Annotated in this window: 11 protein-coding genes and 1 tRNA gene; 7 read left to right on the plus strand and 5 right to left on the minus strand. The window is 71.9% G+C overall.

Annotated elements, in window-relative coordinates:
* Nucleotides 1-123: 123 nt before the first annotated feature.
* Complete coding sequence (locus K1T34_RS38745; RefSeq protein ID WP_220239681.1) at nucleotides 124-1,623, minus strand: FAD-dependent oxidoreductase; 1,500 nt, start codon at nucleotides 1,621-1,623, stop codon at nucleotides 124-126.
* Between the two features lie 175 nt (nucleotides 1,624-1,798).
* Here K1T34_RS38745 and K1T34_RS38750 point away from each other — a divergent pair, with 175 nt between their 5' ends.
* The gene (locus K1T34_RS38750; RefSeq protein WP_220239682.1) at nucleotides 1,799-2,077 is read left to right on the plus strand and encodes a GlsB/YeaQ/YmgE family stress response membrane protein; all 279 of its coding nucleotides are present in this window, start codon (nucleotides 1,799-1,801) and stop codon (nucleotides 2,075-2,077) included.
* Nucleotides 2,078-2,153: 76 nt separating this feature from the next.
* On the opposite strand, the gene K1T34_RS38755 is transcribed toward K1T34_RS38750, so the two are convergent.
* The 3 genes from K1T34_RS38755 to selD all read right to left on the minus strand — a co-directional run bounded on the left by K1T34_RS38755 (nucleotide 2,154) and on the right by selD (nucleotide 5,608).
* Nucleotides 2,154-2,831: an HAD family hydrolase gene (locus K1T34_RS38755; protein ID WP_220239683.1), complete on the minus strand. Its 678-nt coding sequence runs from the start codon at nucleotides 2,829-2,831 to the stop codon at nucleotides 2,154-2,156.
* A gap of 163 nt (nucleotides 2,832-2,994) precedes the next feature.
* Nucleotides 2,995-3,429, minus strand: coding sequence for an ATP-binding protein (locus K1T34_RS38760; RefSeq protein ID WP_220239684.1), 435 nt, complete (start codon nucleotides 3,427-3,429; stop codon nucleotides 2,995-2,997).
* Nucleotides 3,430-4,615: 1,186 nt separating this feature from the next.
* Nucleotides 4,616-5,608, minus strand: a complete 993-nt coding sequence (gene selD, locus K1T34_RS38770; protein ID WP_220239685.1) for a selenide, water dikinase SelD — start codon at nucleotides 5,606-5,608, stop codon at nucleotides 4,616-4,618.
* Between the two features lie 54 nt (nucleotides 5,609-5,662).
* Here selD and K1T34_RS38775 point away from each other — a divergent pair.
* The 6 genes from K1T34_RS38775 to nrfD all read left to right on the plus strand — a co-directional run bounded on the left by K1T34_RS38775 (nucleotide 5,663) and on the right by nrfD (nucleotide 13,766).
* Nucleotides 5,663-5,757 (plus strand) — tRNA-Sec (locus K1T34_RS38775).
* A complete protein-coding gene (gene selA, locus K1T34_RS38780; RefSeq protein WP_220239686.1) occupies nucleotides 5,757-7,043 on the plus strand; it encodes an L-seryl-tRNA(Sec) selenium transferase in 1,287 nt (428 codons plus the stop codon). Before K1T34_RS38775 ends, selA begins: the two co-directional genes overlap by 1 nt.
* On the plus strand, nucleotides 7,034-8,788 hold the full coding sequence (gene selB, locus K1T34_RS38785) for a selenocysteine-specific translation elongation factor (protein WP_220239687.1): 1,755 nt from the start codon (nucleotides 7,034-7,036) through the stop codon (nucleotides 8,786-8,788). The genes selA and selB overlap by 10 nt, the downstream gene beginning before the upstream one ends.
* 10 nt (nucleotides 8,789-8,798) lie before the next feature.
* The gene (fdh, locus tag K1T34_RS38795; protein ID WP_255637871.1) at nucleotides 8,799-12,026 is read left to right on the plus strand and encodes a formate dehydrogenase; all 3,228 of its coding nucleotides are present in this window, start codon (nucleotides 8,799-8,801) and stop codon (nucleotides 12,024-12,026) included.
* On the plus strand, nucleotides 12,019-12,846 hold the full coding sequence (locus K1T34_RS38800) for a 4Fe-4S dicluster domain-containing protein (RefSeq protein WP_220239690.1): 828 nt from the start codon (nucleotides 12,019-12,021) through the stop codon (nucleotides 12,844-12,846). Before fdh ends, K1T34_RS38800 begins: the two co-directional genes overlap by 8 nt.
* Nucleotides 12,843-13,766 carry an NrfD/PsrC family molybdoenzyme membrane anchor subunit gene (gene nrfD / locus K1T34_RS38805; RefSeq protein ID WP_220239691.1) on the plus strand — a complete coding sequence of 308 codons (924 nt, stop codon included), beginning with the start codon at nucleotides 12,843-12,845 and terminating at the stop codon, nucleotides 13,764-13,766. Before K1T34_RS38800 ends, nrfD begins: the two co-directional genes overlap by 4 nt.
* 185 nt (nucleotides 13,767-13,951) lie before the next feature.
* Here the strand turns inward: nrfD and K1T34_RS38810 are convergent, their stop codons facing one another.
* A complete protein-coding gene (locus K1T34_RS38810; RefSeq protein ID WP_220239692.1) occupies nucleotides 13,952-14,440 on the minus strand; it encodes a carbonic anhydrase in 489 nt (162 codons plus the stop codon).
* Between the last annotated feature and the right edge of the window lie 365 nt (nucleotides 14,441-14,805).

Below are 14,805 nucleotides of genomic sequence, written 5' to 3' on the forward strand. Positions count from 1 at the left end.
AGATACCCCGGGTGGGGCCCTCGAAATCACGCTTCGGGGTGGTTGCCCGTCGCGCGCGATACCGATGCGTCGGTACCAGTCGATCGGAGGGTCCGTCGAACAGGCCAAGGGCGTGCTGATGGTTCAGCGCGGATGCCGGCGCAACGGCCGGACGGCGGGGCCCTGGACGACCGCGCCGTCGGGCGCGAAGCGGGAGCCGTGGCACGGGCAGTCCCACGTGTGTTCCGCGTCGTTGAAGGTCACCAGGCAGCCGAGGTGCGTGCAGTGGGCTTCGACGGTGTGCAGGTCGCCTGTTTCCGCTCGGTAGGCAGCGACGAGTTCGGCGCCTACGCGGACCACGGCGCCCTGGCCCGGTCGTACCTGGCCCAGAGAGCGGCCCTGCTGCAGCACGGACACGTGGTCGCCGACGAGGTGGCGGCCGACCTCGAAGGCGTCTTCGGCGAGGCTGAGCACCGAGCGCGCGTCGAAGCGGTTGGGGTCGAACAGCGCGGCGGCGGGATGCTCCTCGCCGAGGATGCGGGCGCTCACGACCTGGCCTGCCGCGGTGCCGCCGGTCATGCCCCACTGGCCGAAGCCCGTCGCGACCCACAGCGGGAGCGAGGCGGGTAGATAGCGGCCGGCGTACGGTAGACCGTCCAAAGTAGACAGATCGTGCGCGGACCAGCGGTGGGTCACGCGGTGCAGGCCCGCGTGTTCGCCGGCCCAGGCGGCGAGGCGTTCGTACCGCCGCTCGATGTGTGATTCGGCGCCGACGCGGTAGTGCTCGCCGCCGGCGACGACGATCGGGGTGCCGTCGGCGGTGTAGGCGCGCACCGAGTGGTGGGTGTCGGCGTCGAGGTACATGCCGTCCAGGGAGGTGTTGCCGGCCGCCGGGCCCGCGACGACCAGGTCGCGCACCGGGTCGAGTCGGGCGAAGTAGACCCCTCGGTCGAACACGGGGTAGTGCGTGGCGACCACCACGTCGTCGGCCTCGACGTCACCCTGGGACGTCCGCACGACCCGGCCGCGCACGTCGAGGCCCAGCGCGCGCGTGTGCTCGAGGACGGTGCCGCCCGCGTGTTCGACCTCGGCGGCGAGCCCGAGCAGCCAACGGCGGGGGTGGAAATGGGCTTGCCCGGCGACGCGTACAGCACCGAGGGCGGGCACGTCCAGCTCGACGTCCTTCACGTACGCCGCCGGGAGCCCGGCCTTCGTGGCCGCGTCGGCTTCCTTCTTGAGCTTGTCGACGGTCCCGTCCTGCGTCGTGTAGACGTAGCTGGGCGCGCGGGTGAACGCGCAGTCGATGCCCGCTTCGCCGGCGATCCACTCCAGTGCCGCGGACTGCGCCCCGGCGTAGGTCTTCGCCGCGTCGGCACCGTGGCGTGCCTCGAGCTCGGCGTACTTCAGGCCGTGCTGGGCGCTCACCTTCGCCGTCGTGTGCCCGGACACGCCGCTCGCCACCCGGCCGGCCTCGAGCACGACCACCGACTTCCCGGCCCGCGCCAGCAGCACCGCCGTGGTCAGCCCCGCGATCCCGGCCCCGAGCACGACCACCTCGGCCCATGTGGGCGGCGGCCCAGAGCCGCGTTCCGGCGCGGGCGCGGTGTCGATCCACAACGACAGCGGGGCGGGCAAGTCCGGCATCCCCGGGTGGTTCCCCCGGGGAGTGAGCCCAAACACCGGGCGTTTCACCCCGGCGCAATCCGGTCGCGGTATTACGGGGCGGCGGTCGATGGTGTTCTTGCGAATTTCCGCAAGCGCTGGTTTTGCTCGGCCGCGTCCGGGTATTCGGGGTCATCGCTTGGAAAAGAAGTCAGCGATGACCATCACCGGAATCATTAGTGCACTCGTCATCGGTTTGATCATCGGCGTTCTCGGTCGGCTGCTTGCGCCGGGAAAGCAGAAGATTCCGTTGTGGCTCACGATCGTGGTCGGGATCATCGCGGCGTTCGCGGGGACGGCGATCGCGCGTGCGGCCGGATACGCCGACACCGAAGGGTTTGACTGGCTCGAGCTGATCACCCAGCTCGTGCTGGCCGGGCTCGGGGTTTCGCTTGCCGCTGCCGCCTTTGGCCGGAGGCGGAAAGTGCTGCGATGACCCCTGCCCGCCCAGCCCGGTCCAGTTTTCTGGACCGGGCTGGTGCGTGGCGCCGTTACAAGATCGTCCGCGGCGATCAATCCCAGAGCAGTGGTGCCAGCGGGCTGTCGTCGAGCTGTGCCAATATTTCGGCGACGTCGCGGTAGACGGCCACTGCGCCGGCTTCGCGGAGTTCCGCGGCGCTGGTTCCGCCGGAGAGGACTCCGACCGTTCGGACCTCCGCGCGGCGGGCGGACTCGACGTCCCAGACGGCGTCACCGACGAAAATCGACCGTGCAGAACCGGCGCCGGCCGCGTCCAAGGCGACGACGACCGGCTCGGCGTCGGGTTTGGTCGCTTCGACGTCCTTGCCGGCGATGACCGCGGCGACCTCGTCGTCGACGTCGAGGACCTTGCGCAGGATCTCCAGCTCGTCGGGCCCTGCGGACGTGGCGAGCACGACGCGTGCTCCGCGCCCGGCCAGGGTCCGGATCAGCTCGCGGGCACCGGGAAACGGCCGCAGCAGGGCCGAATCACGCAGGTACAGCTCGGAATGCAGGTCCTTCACGCGGGAGCCGAGCTGCTGGGCGTCCGCGTGGCCGAGGAGCCGGACGAGGAGTTTGTCCGAACCCATGCCGATCGCCCGGTGCACGCGCCAGCCGTCCACCGGACGATCCACGGCGTGGAAGGCCCGCAGCCAGGCATGGACGTGCAGGTAGTTCGAATCGACGAGTGTGCCGTCCACGTCGAACAGCACGGCGGTCGGCTCGGGCATGCTGTGTTCCTTTCCGGACTGTCGCGGGGGTAACCGGTCGGCCACGCTTTCGCCAAGGAGGCGCCACCGGCCGAGTGACCGGCGGCGCGTCTCGGCTCGGGCCGCGCCCGCAGCGAGGTTTACCCGCTTCCTTGCCGGCCGAACGTCTCTGCACCGCGGAGTGTCAGTCCGAGGCACTACTGGCCGTCAGGTGCCAGGTCATGGTGACTGTCGTGCCGTGGGGTGTCGGCGTGATGGCGACGTCGTCGGTGAGGGCGCGGATGAGGGGCAAGCCGTGACCGTGGCACACGTCGGGGCCGCGTGGTGGCTGCCATCGGCCTTCGTCGGTGACCGTGACGCGGAGACTGCGCTCTTCGTGGTGGGCCCGCAGTTCCACTCCGCCATTCGCGGAGTCTGCGGCGTACGCGTGCTCGACGGCGTTGATCAGGGCTTCGTAGACCGCGAGTTCCACGTCGGTGATCAGCGGCGGCGCCAATCCGCGGGCGTCGGCCCAGCGGGCGACCGCCCGGCGCAGCGTGGCCGCGTGGGGCACCTGCGCGGGCTCGTGGAGATGCAGCGTGGCTGGGGGGCGGTACTGCGGGGCGCTCGCCGGGCACATCGCGGCCACTCCTCGACGTCGGCTGGACGTGGTCTGCTTTCTGCGTACCCGCTGGGGCCGAGGCTATGCGTGGTCTTCCGCGGTTCAGCCGGTTTCGTCCGTGACCTGGTGCGGTGCGCCGACGGGTTGGGCTCGGGGAGCCGCGGACTCGCGAACCGCGGCCCACGGGTGAGAAGGCCGTGCAGCAGCCCGTCACCGAGGGCCACGCCGAGCCCCAGTAGCGCGAGTGCGACGAACAGCCGTTCCAGTTGACGGCCGAAGGCGTGCAGCACCTCGTGGTACTCGTGGGACCGTTCCTCCGTGCGCACCGCGACGGCGGCGACGAACACGGCCACGAAACCGTTTCCGTGCACGAGTTCCGCAACCGCGTACGGCAGGAAGCGAGGGCGAGCAGCATGAGGCCGTCGGCGTAGTCGGCCAGCCGGAATCGCGAGGAGGTCGTGCGGAACGTCGCCCATCCCAGCAGTTTCCCGGCGCCGAGTCCCACCAGCACGCCGATGCCGACCGGCAGGACGAGGTCCACCAGGATCCAGCCGGCGTCCGGCTCGGGGGCTGCCCGGCCAGTGCCAGCGCCAGGAGGACGAAGGGCATGGTCAGGCCGGCCTCGATGGTGACCGTGGACCGGATCTCGTTGTGGCGGGCCAGGTCGGCGTCGGCGTCGGCGTCGGGGGAGGGGACGCCGACGTCGCCGGCCAGCACGGGGGTCGGTCGGCGCCAGGACCGCACCCAGCAGGATCGCGACGGCCGGGGTGAGCGCCAACCACCAGCCGAGCGGCGCGACGACGGCGATCATCGCGGGCATCGTGATGCCCAGCTGTCGCCCGGCCGACGCCCAGCGGCGGACTCCGAACGGGCGGTCCACCGAAAGCCCGGCCCCGGCCAGCGACACGAAGATGCCCAGCTGGGCGAACGATTCGACGCCGGTCAGGTGCGCGGCCGGGTCGGCCCACCCGTCGCCGTACGGCGCGGGCAGTGGCAGCAGGCCGAGCCCGATGCCGGCGACCAGCATCACGAGCGGGGTCGAGAACGGCCGGTCGGCGACCACTTCGGCAGCACGGCCGCGGCGAGCGCGAGCAGGCCGGCGACGCCGAAGAGGACGGTCAACATGGACACCGCGACACCTGCTGATCTTCCGGGTCGCCGATTTCGGAGCTTACCCGCCGGACGCGCGGCGCAAACGCGGCCCTCAGCCGGCCACGACGGTGTGGTCCGAGCGCGAAACGAGCTCGCCGATCACCGGGTGGCCGGGCAGCTCGCCCGCGACCAGCAGTCCGCCGGAAGTCTGGGCGTCGGCCAGGAGCAGGGCTTCGGTCTCGGTGGTCCGCGACAGGTCGGCGTGCGGGCGGACCCAGTCGAGGTTGCGCCGGGTGCCGCCGCTGACGTAGCCGTCGCGCAGCGCTTCGCGCGCGCCATCGAGGTAGGGCACGGCCGCCGGGTCGATCCGCGCGGTGACGCCGCTGGCGCGGGCCAGCTTGTGGAGGTGGCCGAGCAGTCCGAACCCGGTGACGTCCGTCGCGCACACGGCGCCCGCGGCCAGTGCGGCGACCGAAGCGTCGCGGTTGAGCGTGATCATCGTGGCGATGGCGTGCTCGAACCGCTCGCCGGTGGCCTTGTGGCGGGAGTTCAGCATGCCGATGCCGAGCGGCTTGGTCAGGGTGAGGGGTACGCCCGCGCGGCCGGAGTCGTTGCGCAGCAACCGGTCCGGGTCCGCCGTCCCGGTGACGGCGAGGCCGTACTGGGGTTCCGGGGAGTCGACGCTGTGGCCGCCCGCGAGGTGGCACCCCGCTTCGCCGCACACGTCGAGCCCGCCGCGCAGGACCTCGGCGGCCAGTTCGAACGGCAGGACGTCGCGCGGCCAGCCCAGCAGGTTCACCGCGACCACGGGAGTACCGCCCATCGCATACACATCGGACAGTGCGTTGGCCGCGGCGATCCGGCCCCAGTCGTACGGGTCGTCGACGACCGGGGTGAAAAAGTCCGTGGTCGCGATGAGCGCCGTCCCACCGGAAATCCGGACAGCCGCGGCGTCGTCACCGGCGTCCAGGCCGACCAGCAGCTCACCGGCCGCGTTCGCGGGCCGGGCGCCGGTGAGACCGCTGACGACGGATTCGAGCTCACCGGGCGGGATCTTGCACGCGCAGCCGCCGCCGTGCGCGTACTGGGTCAGCCGGATGGTCATGGCGCTCATCATGCGCGGGCGCCGCCGTGTTGGCAGGATGGCGGGATGCCCCAGGGAGGCGTTTCCGGCCTGGTGACCGGCACGGTCTTCAAAACCGTTGAGCGGCAGGTCCTGCCGCTGGCGGGTTCGATTCCCGTCCGCCTCCGCCATGGGTGACCCGCGCCGGGCGATCCCGCGCACCGATGCCGTGCTCGCCGAGCCGCGGCTCGCGAAAGCGGCCGGCACGCTCGGGCGTGACCTGGTGAAGTCGCTGGTCGTGGCGGCGCAGCAGCGGGCGAGAGCCGGGGAGATCGGGCCGGGCGACGTCGTCGACGAGGTGTTGGCCCGGCTGCCCACCACCGGGTCTTCGCTGCGTCCCGTACTGAACGCGACCGGCGTTCTCGTGCACACCAACCTCGGCCGCGCGCCGCTGTCCGCCGCCGCGCTCGACGCGGTCGTCGCCGCGGCCGGGACCACCGACGTCGAGTTCGACCTCGGGACCGGCGAGCGCGCGAAACGCGGCCGCGGTGCCCTCGCGGCCCTGGCCGCCGCGGTGCCGGGCGCGGCGGTGCACGTGGTGAACAACAACGCGGCCGCCTTGCTTTTGTGCGCGCTGGTTTTGGCGCAGGACAAGGAGATCGTGGCCAGCCGCGGCGAGCTGGTCGAGATCGGCGACGGCTTCCGCATCCCCGACCTGCTGGAGTCGACCGGCGCGCGGCTGCGCGAAGTCGGCACGACCAACCGCACCTCCGCCCGCGACTACGCGGCGGCCGTCGGCCCGGGCACGGGGTTCGTGCTGAAAGTCCACCCCTCGAACTACCGCGTTACCGGTTTCACGTCCGAAGCGAGCGTCGCCGAGCTGGCCGGGCTCGGCGTGCCGGTGGTCGCCGACGTTGGGTCCGGGCTGCTGGCCCCGCACCCGTTGCTGCCCGCGGAGCCGGACGTCACGACCGCGCTGGCCGACGGCGCCGCCGTGGTGACCGCTAGTGGTGACAAGCTTCTCGGCGGCCCGCAGGCCGGGCTGCTGTTCGGAGACGCCGTGGTGATCGAACGGCTTCGGCGTCATCCCGCCGCGCGGGCGCTGCGCGTGGACAAGCTCACGCTCGCCGCGCTCGAAGCCACCCTGCGCGGCCCGGAGCCACCGGTGCGTGCGGCACTCGGCGCCGACGTCGGAGAACTCCGGACGCGCGCCGAAACGCTGGCCGCGGCTCTGCGCTCGTCCGGAGTGGACGCCCGGGCCGTGGACTCGGTGGCGGTCGTCGGAGGCGGCGGAGCGCCGGGCGTCGAACTGCCGAGCTCGGCCGTCTCCTTGCCCGTCCGCTACGCGGCGGAGCTGCGGCGGGGTGAGCCTCCGGTGGTCGGCCGGATCGTGCGCGAGAAGTGCCTGCTCGACCTGCGCGCGGTGCGCCCGACCGAGGACGTGATGCTGCGGGAGGCCGTGCGCCGATGCGGGTGATCGCCACGGCCGGGCACGTCGACCACGGGAAGTCCACGCTCATCCGCCGGCTCACCGGCATGGAGCCGGACCGGTGGGCTGAGGAGCGCCGCCGTGGCCTGACGCTGGACCTCGGCTTCGCCTGGACGCGCCTGGCCGGCGAGCAGCTCGCGTTCGTCGACGTTCCCGGGCACCGGCGGTTCGTGCCGAACATGCTGGCCGGGATCGGCCCGGTGCCGGCCGTGCTGTTCGTCGTCGCCGCGGACGAGGGCTGGATGCCGCAGTCGGCGGAACACCTGGCCGCGCTCGACGCGTTCGGGGTCCGCCACGGCCTGCTCGTCGTCACCAAGGCCGACCGCGCGGACCCCGCCGCGGCCACGACGGCGGCGTCGCGGGAAATCGCGCAGACATCGCTCGGCCAGGTGCCCGCTGTCGCCGTCGGCGGGACGACCGGTGCGGGCCTCGACCAGCTGCGCACCCGGCTGGCCGGGCTTGCCGCCGGCCTGCCGCCGCCGGACCCGGGAGCGGACGTCCGGCTCTGGATCGACCGGGCGTTCACGATCAAGGGCGCGGGCACGGTCGTCACCGGCACGCTCGGCGCCGGCACGCTGCGGGTCGGAGACGAGCTGACGCTCGGCGAGACCCACGTCCGTGTGCGCGGCCTGCAGTCCCTCGGCGAAGCGCACGAGAGCGTGTCGGCCGTGGCCCGGGTCGCCGTGAACCTGCGCGGCGTGGCCCGCGATGCGGCGGAGCGGGGCGACGCCCTGCTCACGCCCGGCGCGTGGCGCACCACGGCCGAGCTCGACGTGCGGTTGCGCGGGACGCCCGCGGCCGAGCTGCACCGGCACCTGGTGGCGCACCTCGGCTCCGCGGCCGTGCCCGCCCGGGTCCGCCCCCTCGGCCTGGACACCGCGCGGCTGCTGCTCGCGACGCCGTTGCCGCTGCGCGTGGGCGATCGGGGACTGCTGCGCGACCCGGGGGAACACCGGATCCCGGCCGGGTTCGACGTCCTCGACGTCCGGCCGCCGCCGCTGGCGCGCCGTGGCGCGGCACGAGCGCGGGGTACGGAGCTGGCGGCGCCGGAACCCGGCTGGGATCTGCTGCGCCGCGAAGGGTTCGTGCGCCACGACGACTTCCACGCCCTCGGCCTCCCGGAGGCCGGCGAGCGGCTCGGCGGCTGGCACGCCGACCCGGCGCACCTCGCCCGGCTGCGTGAGGAGGCGCCCCGGGTGGTGGTCGGATGGACGCGCGAGCATCCGAATGCCGCGGGCATGCCGGTCGACGTGCTCCGGCAGCGGCTCGGCCTGCCGGCTGCGGAGCTGGTCCAGGCGATCCTGGCGGACGGCCTGGCCGCGTCCGGCGGACTCGTGCGGAGCCCGGGCGCGGCGTTGAGCGCGGACGTCGAACGCGCGCTCGCCGTGCTCGAGAAGCGCTTCGCCGGGCACCCCTTCCAGGCGCCGGAAGCGGACGAACTGCGCGAGCTCGGCCTGGGCACCCGCGAGCTGGCCGCCGCCGTGCGACTGGGCCGCCTGAGTGCTGTCGCGGACGGCGTGGTACTTTGCCCGGACGCACCGCGGCGCGCTGGAGAAGCGCTGGCCGCGCTGGGGAAACCGTTCACTGTGTCCGAGGCCCGGCGGGCGCTGGACAGCACCCGCCGCGTGATGATCCCGCTGCTGGAACACCTGGACGCCCTCGGCGTCACCGAACGGCAGGCGGATGGCACCAGACGTGTGGTTGGGGCTGCGAATCCCGCGTACGACGATTAGCGTGCGAGGCATGGGCGTGCGGCAGTGGATCGAAGGCTGGCCGGTGTACCGGCAGCTGACCGGTCCCGACCGCATGGCCCGCGCCGCCGCGGCCAAGTCCGCCGGTTCGGAGACCTGGCACGCCCGCACCGAAGACGCCGACAAGGTCGTCCGGTCGATCTGCCCGTACTGCGCGGTCGGCTGCGGCCAGAAGGTGTACGTCAAGGACGGCGCCGTCACCCAGATCGAAGGCGACCCGGACTCGCCGATCTCGCGCGGCCGCCTGTGCCCGAAGGGCTCGGCCAGCAAACAGCTCGTGACCAGCCCGAGCCGCGTCACCGAGGTCCTCTACCGCCGCCCGTACGGCACGGAGTGGGAGCGCCTGCCGCTGGACGAGGCGATGGACATGATCGCCGACCGCGTGCTGAAGACTCGCGCCGACACGTGGCAGGACGTCGACGAGCAGGGCCGCAAGCTCAACCGCACGCTCGGCTTCGCCAGCCTCGGCGGCGCGACGCTGGACAACGAAGAGAACTACCTGATGAAGAAGCTCTACACCGCGCTCGGCGCGATCCAGATCGAAAACCAGGCGCGTATTTGACACTCCGCCACGGTTCCCGGTCTGGGGACCTCCTTCGGTCGTGGGGGTGCCACGACGTTCCAGCAAGACCTCGCCAACGCCGACTGCATCGTCATCCAAGGCTCGAACATGGCCGAGTGCCACCCGGTCGGGTTCCAGTGGGTGATGGAGGCGAAGGTCCGCGGCGCGAAGATCATCCACATCGACCCGCGGTTCACGCGCACCAGCGCGGTCTCGCACGTCCACGCGGCGCTGCGGGCCGGGTCGGACATCGCGTTCCTCGGCGGGCTGATCAAGTACGTGCTGGACCACGACCTCGACTTCCGGGAATACGTGCTCGCCTACACCAACGCGGCCGCGATCCTGCGTGAGGACTTCGCCGACACCGAGGACCTCGACGGTCTCTTCTCCGGTTTCGACCCCGAGAAGCGCCGGTACGACATGACGACGTGGGCCTACGAGGGCGCCCCGACGGTGCCGGCGGCCGGGTCGACTGATCCGGAGCAGCCCGGCGAGCCCGGTTCGGAGCCCCACCACAGCGGGAAGGGCCATCAGCGCACCGCCCGCGCCGACTCGTACGGCAGCGGCGGCGCGGCGGTGGGCGCCAAGCCCAAGACGGACGAGACGCTGCGGCACCCGCGGTGCGTCTACCAGGTCCTCAAGCGGCACTTCGCCCGCTACACACCCGAAGCCGTCGCCGACATCTGCGGGATCCCGGTCGCGCAGTTCACCGAGATCGCGGAGGCGGTCACCGCGAACTCCGGGCGCGAACGCACCACGGCGTGGGTGTACTCGGTCGGGTGGACGCAGCACAGCGTCGGCGCGCAGTACATCCGCACGGCGTCGATCCTGCAGACGCTGCTGGGCAACATCGGCCGGCCCGGCGGCGGCATCCTCGCGTTGCGCGGGCACGCCAGCATCCAGGGCTCCACCGACATCCCGACGCTGTTCAACCTGCTGCCCGGTTATATCCCGATGCCGCACGCGCACCAGCACCAGACCCTCGGCGAGTTCGTCGAGGCGGATGCGGGCCAGACCGGCTTCTGGGGCAACATGCACGCCTACACCGTCAGCCTGCTGAAGGCCTACTGGGGTGACCACGCCCAGCCGCACAACGACTTCGCGTTCGGTCACCTGCCGCGGCTGACCGGCGACCACGGCACGTACGCAACGGTGCAGCAGCAGATCGAGGGGGAGTGCAAGGGCTACTTCCTGGTCGGCGAGAACCCGGCGGTCGGCTCGGCCAACGGGAAGTTCCAGCGCCTCGGCATGGCCAACCTCGACTGGCTGGTCGTGCGGGACCTGCAGATGATCGAGAGCGCGACGTTCTGGAAGGACGGCCCGGAGATCGAGACCGGCGAGCTGAAATCGGAGGAGATCGGCACAGAGGTCTTCTTCCTGCCCGCCGCCGCGCACACCGAGAAAGACGGCAGCTTCACCAACACCCAGCGCCTGTTGCAGTGGCACCACAAGGCCGTGGAGCCGCCCGGCGAGGCCCGCAGCGACCTGTGGTTCTACTACCACCTGGGCCGACTGATCCGGGAACGCGTGGGCGACGACCCGCGTGACGCGGCGATCCGCGACCTCACCTGGAGCTACCCGACCGAGGGTCCGACGGCCGACCCGAGTGCGGAATCGGTGCTCGCGGAGATCAACGGCCACGGTCCCGGCGGCCCGCTGTCGGCCTACACCGAGCTGAAGGACGACGGCTCGACCTCCTGTGGCTGCTGGATCTACTGCGGAGTCCGCGCCGACGGACACAACCACGCGGCGAACCGGCAGCCGGGGTCCGAACAGGACTGGGTGGCGAACGGCTGGGCCTGGGCGTGGCCCGCGAACAGGCGGATCCTCTACAACCGCGCCTCGGCGGACCCGGACGGAAAGCCTTGGAGCGAACGGAAAAAGCTGCTCTCCTGGGACGCCGAGCAGGGCAGGTGGACCGGCCCCGACGTCCCGGACTTCGAGCCCACCAAGGCACCGGACTACGTCCCGCCCGAAGGGGCGAAGGCACAGGCGGCGCTCAGTGGCAGCGATGCGTTCATCATGCAGACCGACGGCAAGGCCTGGCTCTACGTGCCCGCGGGGCTGGTCGACGGTCCGCTCCCGACGCACTACGAGCCGTTCGAGAGCCCGGTCGACAACGCCCTGTACAGCCGGCAGGAGTCGCCGACGCGCCAGACGCTGGACAGCCCGTCGAACCCGTACAACCCGGCGCGCAGTTCGGTGTACCCGTACGTGTTCACGACCTACCGGCTCACCGAGCACCACACGGCCGGCGGCATGAGCCGGACGCTGTCGCACCTGGCGGAGCTGCAGCCGGAGTTCTTCTGCGAGGTTTCCCCGGCGCTCGCGGCCGAACGCGGCCTGGAGAACGGCGGCTGGGCGACCATCGTCTCCGCGCGCACGGCGATCGAAGCCCGCGTGCTCGTGACCGATCGGATCAAGCCGCTCAAGGTCCGGGGCCGGACCATCCACCAGATCGGGCTGCCCTACCACTGGGGTCCCAACGGCCTCTCGCGCGGCGACGCGGCCAACGACCTGCTCTCGATCGTGCTGGACCCGAACGTGTACATCCAGGAGGCCAAGGCGGCCACCTGCGACATCCGCCCGGGACGGCGGCCGCGCGGGCCGTCCCTCCTGGACTTCGTGGCCGACTACCGGAGGCGAGCCGATGGCTGAGTACGGTACCCAGCCCCGCATGGGGTTCTTCACCGACACGTCCGTGTGCATCGGCTGCAAGGCGTGCGAGGTCGCCTGCAAGGAGTGGAACGGCGTCCCGGAGTCCGGTGGGCTGGACCTGCTCGGGATGTCGTATGACAACACCGGCGACCTGGGCTCGAACACCTGGCGGCACGTCGCGTTCATCGAGCAGCCCGCGGTGGACCTGGGGATGCCGACGGTCGGCGCGCCTCGACAGCTTGAGCAGGAGCCCGGTGTGCGCTGGCTGATGTCCAGCGACGTCTGCAAGCACTGCACCCACGCCGCGTGCCTCGACGTCTGCCCGACGGGCGCGTTGTTCCGCACCGAGTTCGACACGGTCGTGGTGCAGCAGGACATCTGCAACGGCTGCGGCTACTGCGTGCCCGCTTGTCCGTACGGTGTCATCGAAAAACGCGAGAGCGACGGCCGCGCGTTCAAGTGCACCCTCTGCTACGACCGGCTCGGCGCCGGCCTGGAACCCGCGTGCGCCAAGGCCTGCCCGACCGAGTCCATCCAGTTCGGGGAGCTGGCCGAGCTCCGCTCGCAGGCCGCGTCGCGAGTCGACGCGCTGCACGCGGACGGGGTGCCGGAAGCCCGCCTCTACGGCCACGATCCGGACGACGGCGTCGGCGGCGACGGCGCGTTTTTCCTGCTGCTGGACGAACCCGAGGTCTACGGCTTCCCACCCGACCCCGTCGTGACGACCCGCGATCTGCCGGCGATGTGGAAACGCGCCGCGACGACCGCGGCCGGGGTGGCCGCCGCGCTGGTCGTGTCGTTCCTGGGCCGGCGCCGATGAGCCCCCGCCGCGAACGCGCCATGGTCGAACCCGTCGAGTTCCGCTCGTATTACGGTCGCCCGATCCTGAAGGAACCGGCCTGGAAGCAGCCGGACGTGCCGCTGTACCTGTTCCTCGGCGGCGCCGCCGGGGCCTCGGCGTCGATGGCCGCGCTGGCCGACCTCACCGGCCGCCCGGCACTGGCCCGGGTGGGCCGGCTGGTCGCCTCGGGCGGCTCTCTCGCGAGCGTCGCGGCGCTGGTCCACGACCTGGGCAAGCCGACGCGGTTCCTGAACATGCTGCGCGTGCTCAAGCCGACCTCGCCGCTGTCGGTGGGGTCGTGGATCCTCTCCCCGTTCTCCGGGCTCGCGGCCGTGGCGGCCTTCTCGGGGGTGACCGGCATCCTGCCGCGCGTCGGCCGCCTCGCCGGGGCGGGCGCGGGCGTACTCGGCCCGGCGATGTGCACCTACACGGCCGTGCTGCTGGCAGACACGGCGACCCCGTCGTGGCACGAGGCTCGCGGCACGCTGCCGATCCTGTTCGCGGGCAGCGCGGTGACCAGCGGCGCCGGGGCGGCGCTGATTTCGGTGCCTCCGGCGGAGAACGGCCCGGTCGTGCGCGCGGGCCTCGCCGCGGCCGCGGCGGAGTTGCTCGCCGAGCACCACCTGGAGACCGGACTGGGCCTGGTCTCGGAGCCGTACCGCACGGGCCGCGCGGGAAAGCTGCTCAAAGCGGCTAAGTCGCTCACCGCCGCCGGCGCCGTGCTGTCGCTGGCCGCGCGCCGCAGCCGTGTTGCGGGTGTGGCCGCCGGGACGGCTTACCTGGCGTCCGGGCTGTGCACGCGGTTCGGGGTGTACGCGGCCGGAGTGGAGTCCACAAAGGACCCGAAGTACGTGGTGGTGCCGCAACGGGAACGGCTGGCCCGCCGCGCGGAGGGCTGACGGCAGCCCACCACGAGGCGAAGTGGTGATCAACCCACGTCCGCCGCGGTCCTGGCGAGTTCCCATTCTTCTCGGGACCGGACGGCGAGCACGGGCACGGCCCGGCTGGTGCAACGCGGCTCCCCGGAGTCGAAGCCCGTCCGTACCGAGCATCAGGCGACGGACGAGTCCGGCTGAGCCGGGATTCACCGGACTTCGTCGAGTTTTCCGGTGGCCACGTCGAACACGAACCCGCGCACGGACTGCTTCTTGGGGATGAAGGGCGAGTTTTCGATGCGGGCGATCGACTGGCGGACGTCGGTGTCCAGGTCGGCGAACGCTTCGGCGGCCCACGCGGGTTTGACGCCGGTGTCGTCCTGAATGGACTTCTTGAACTGATCGTCGGTGAAGGTGAGCATGCCGCAGTCGGTGTGGTGGATGAGGATGATTTCCTCGGTGCCGAGGAGGCGCTGGCTGATGGCGAGCGAGCGGATTTCGTCCTCGGTGATCACGCCGCCGGCGTTGCGGATCACGTGCGCTTCGCCTTCGTTGAGTCCGAGGATGCTGTAGACGTTGATGCGCGCGTCCATACACGCCACCACTGCGACGTGTTTGGCCGGTGGCAAGGGGAGCGGGCCGGAGAACTGCTCGGCGTAGCGGGCGTTGTTGGCCAGGAGTTCGTCGGTGACGGACATGGGGAGTCCCCTTCCGAAGTGGGTGTCCCGCCGAGTGGACTGCCCCGGCCGTTTGTGCGCAACGGGGTCCAGTCAGTGGAAACTCAGGTTCGTCGCCCGATACCGAACGTGAACCCGCTCGCCCTCGGGTCTTCGCCGGTCGGCTGTGGCGTGCCTTCGCGCGGGCCGGCGAGGAACTCGCCAAGGGTTTCGGCGGGGGCGCAATCGAATTCGGACTCGCGCGCATCGTGTCCAGGAGGACGGCCGCAGGACGGTGTCGAACAGACCCGGGGTTACAGGCACAAGGCGCAGCCGGCGGCGGGCCGCGCTCGAGCTCCGCCCGATCCGGGTGTCTTCGGGGCGAATCCGCGGTTCAGCTCAGCAGC

The organism is Amycolatopsis sp. DSM 110486 (assembly GCF_019468465.1).
In the GTDB taxonomy this organism is placed as follows: domain Bacteria; phylum Actinomycetota; class Actinomycetes; order Mycobacteriales; family Pseudonocardiaceae; genus Amycolatopsis.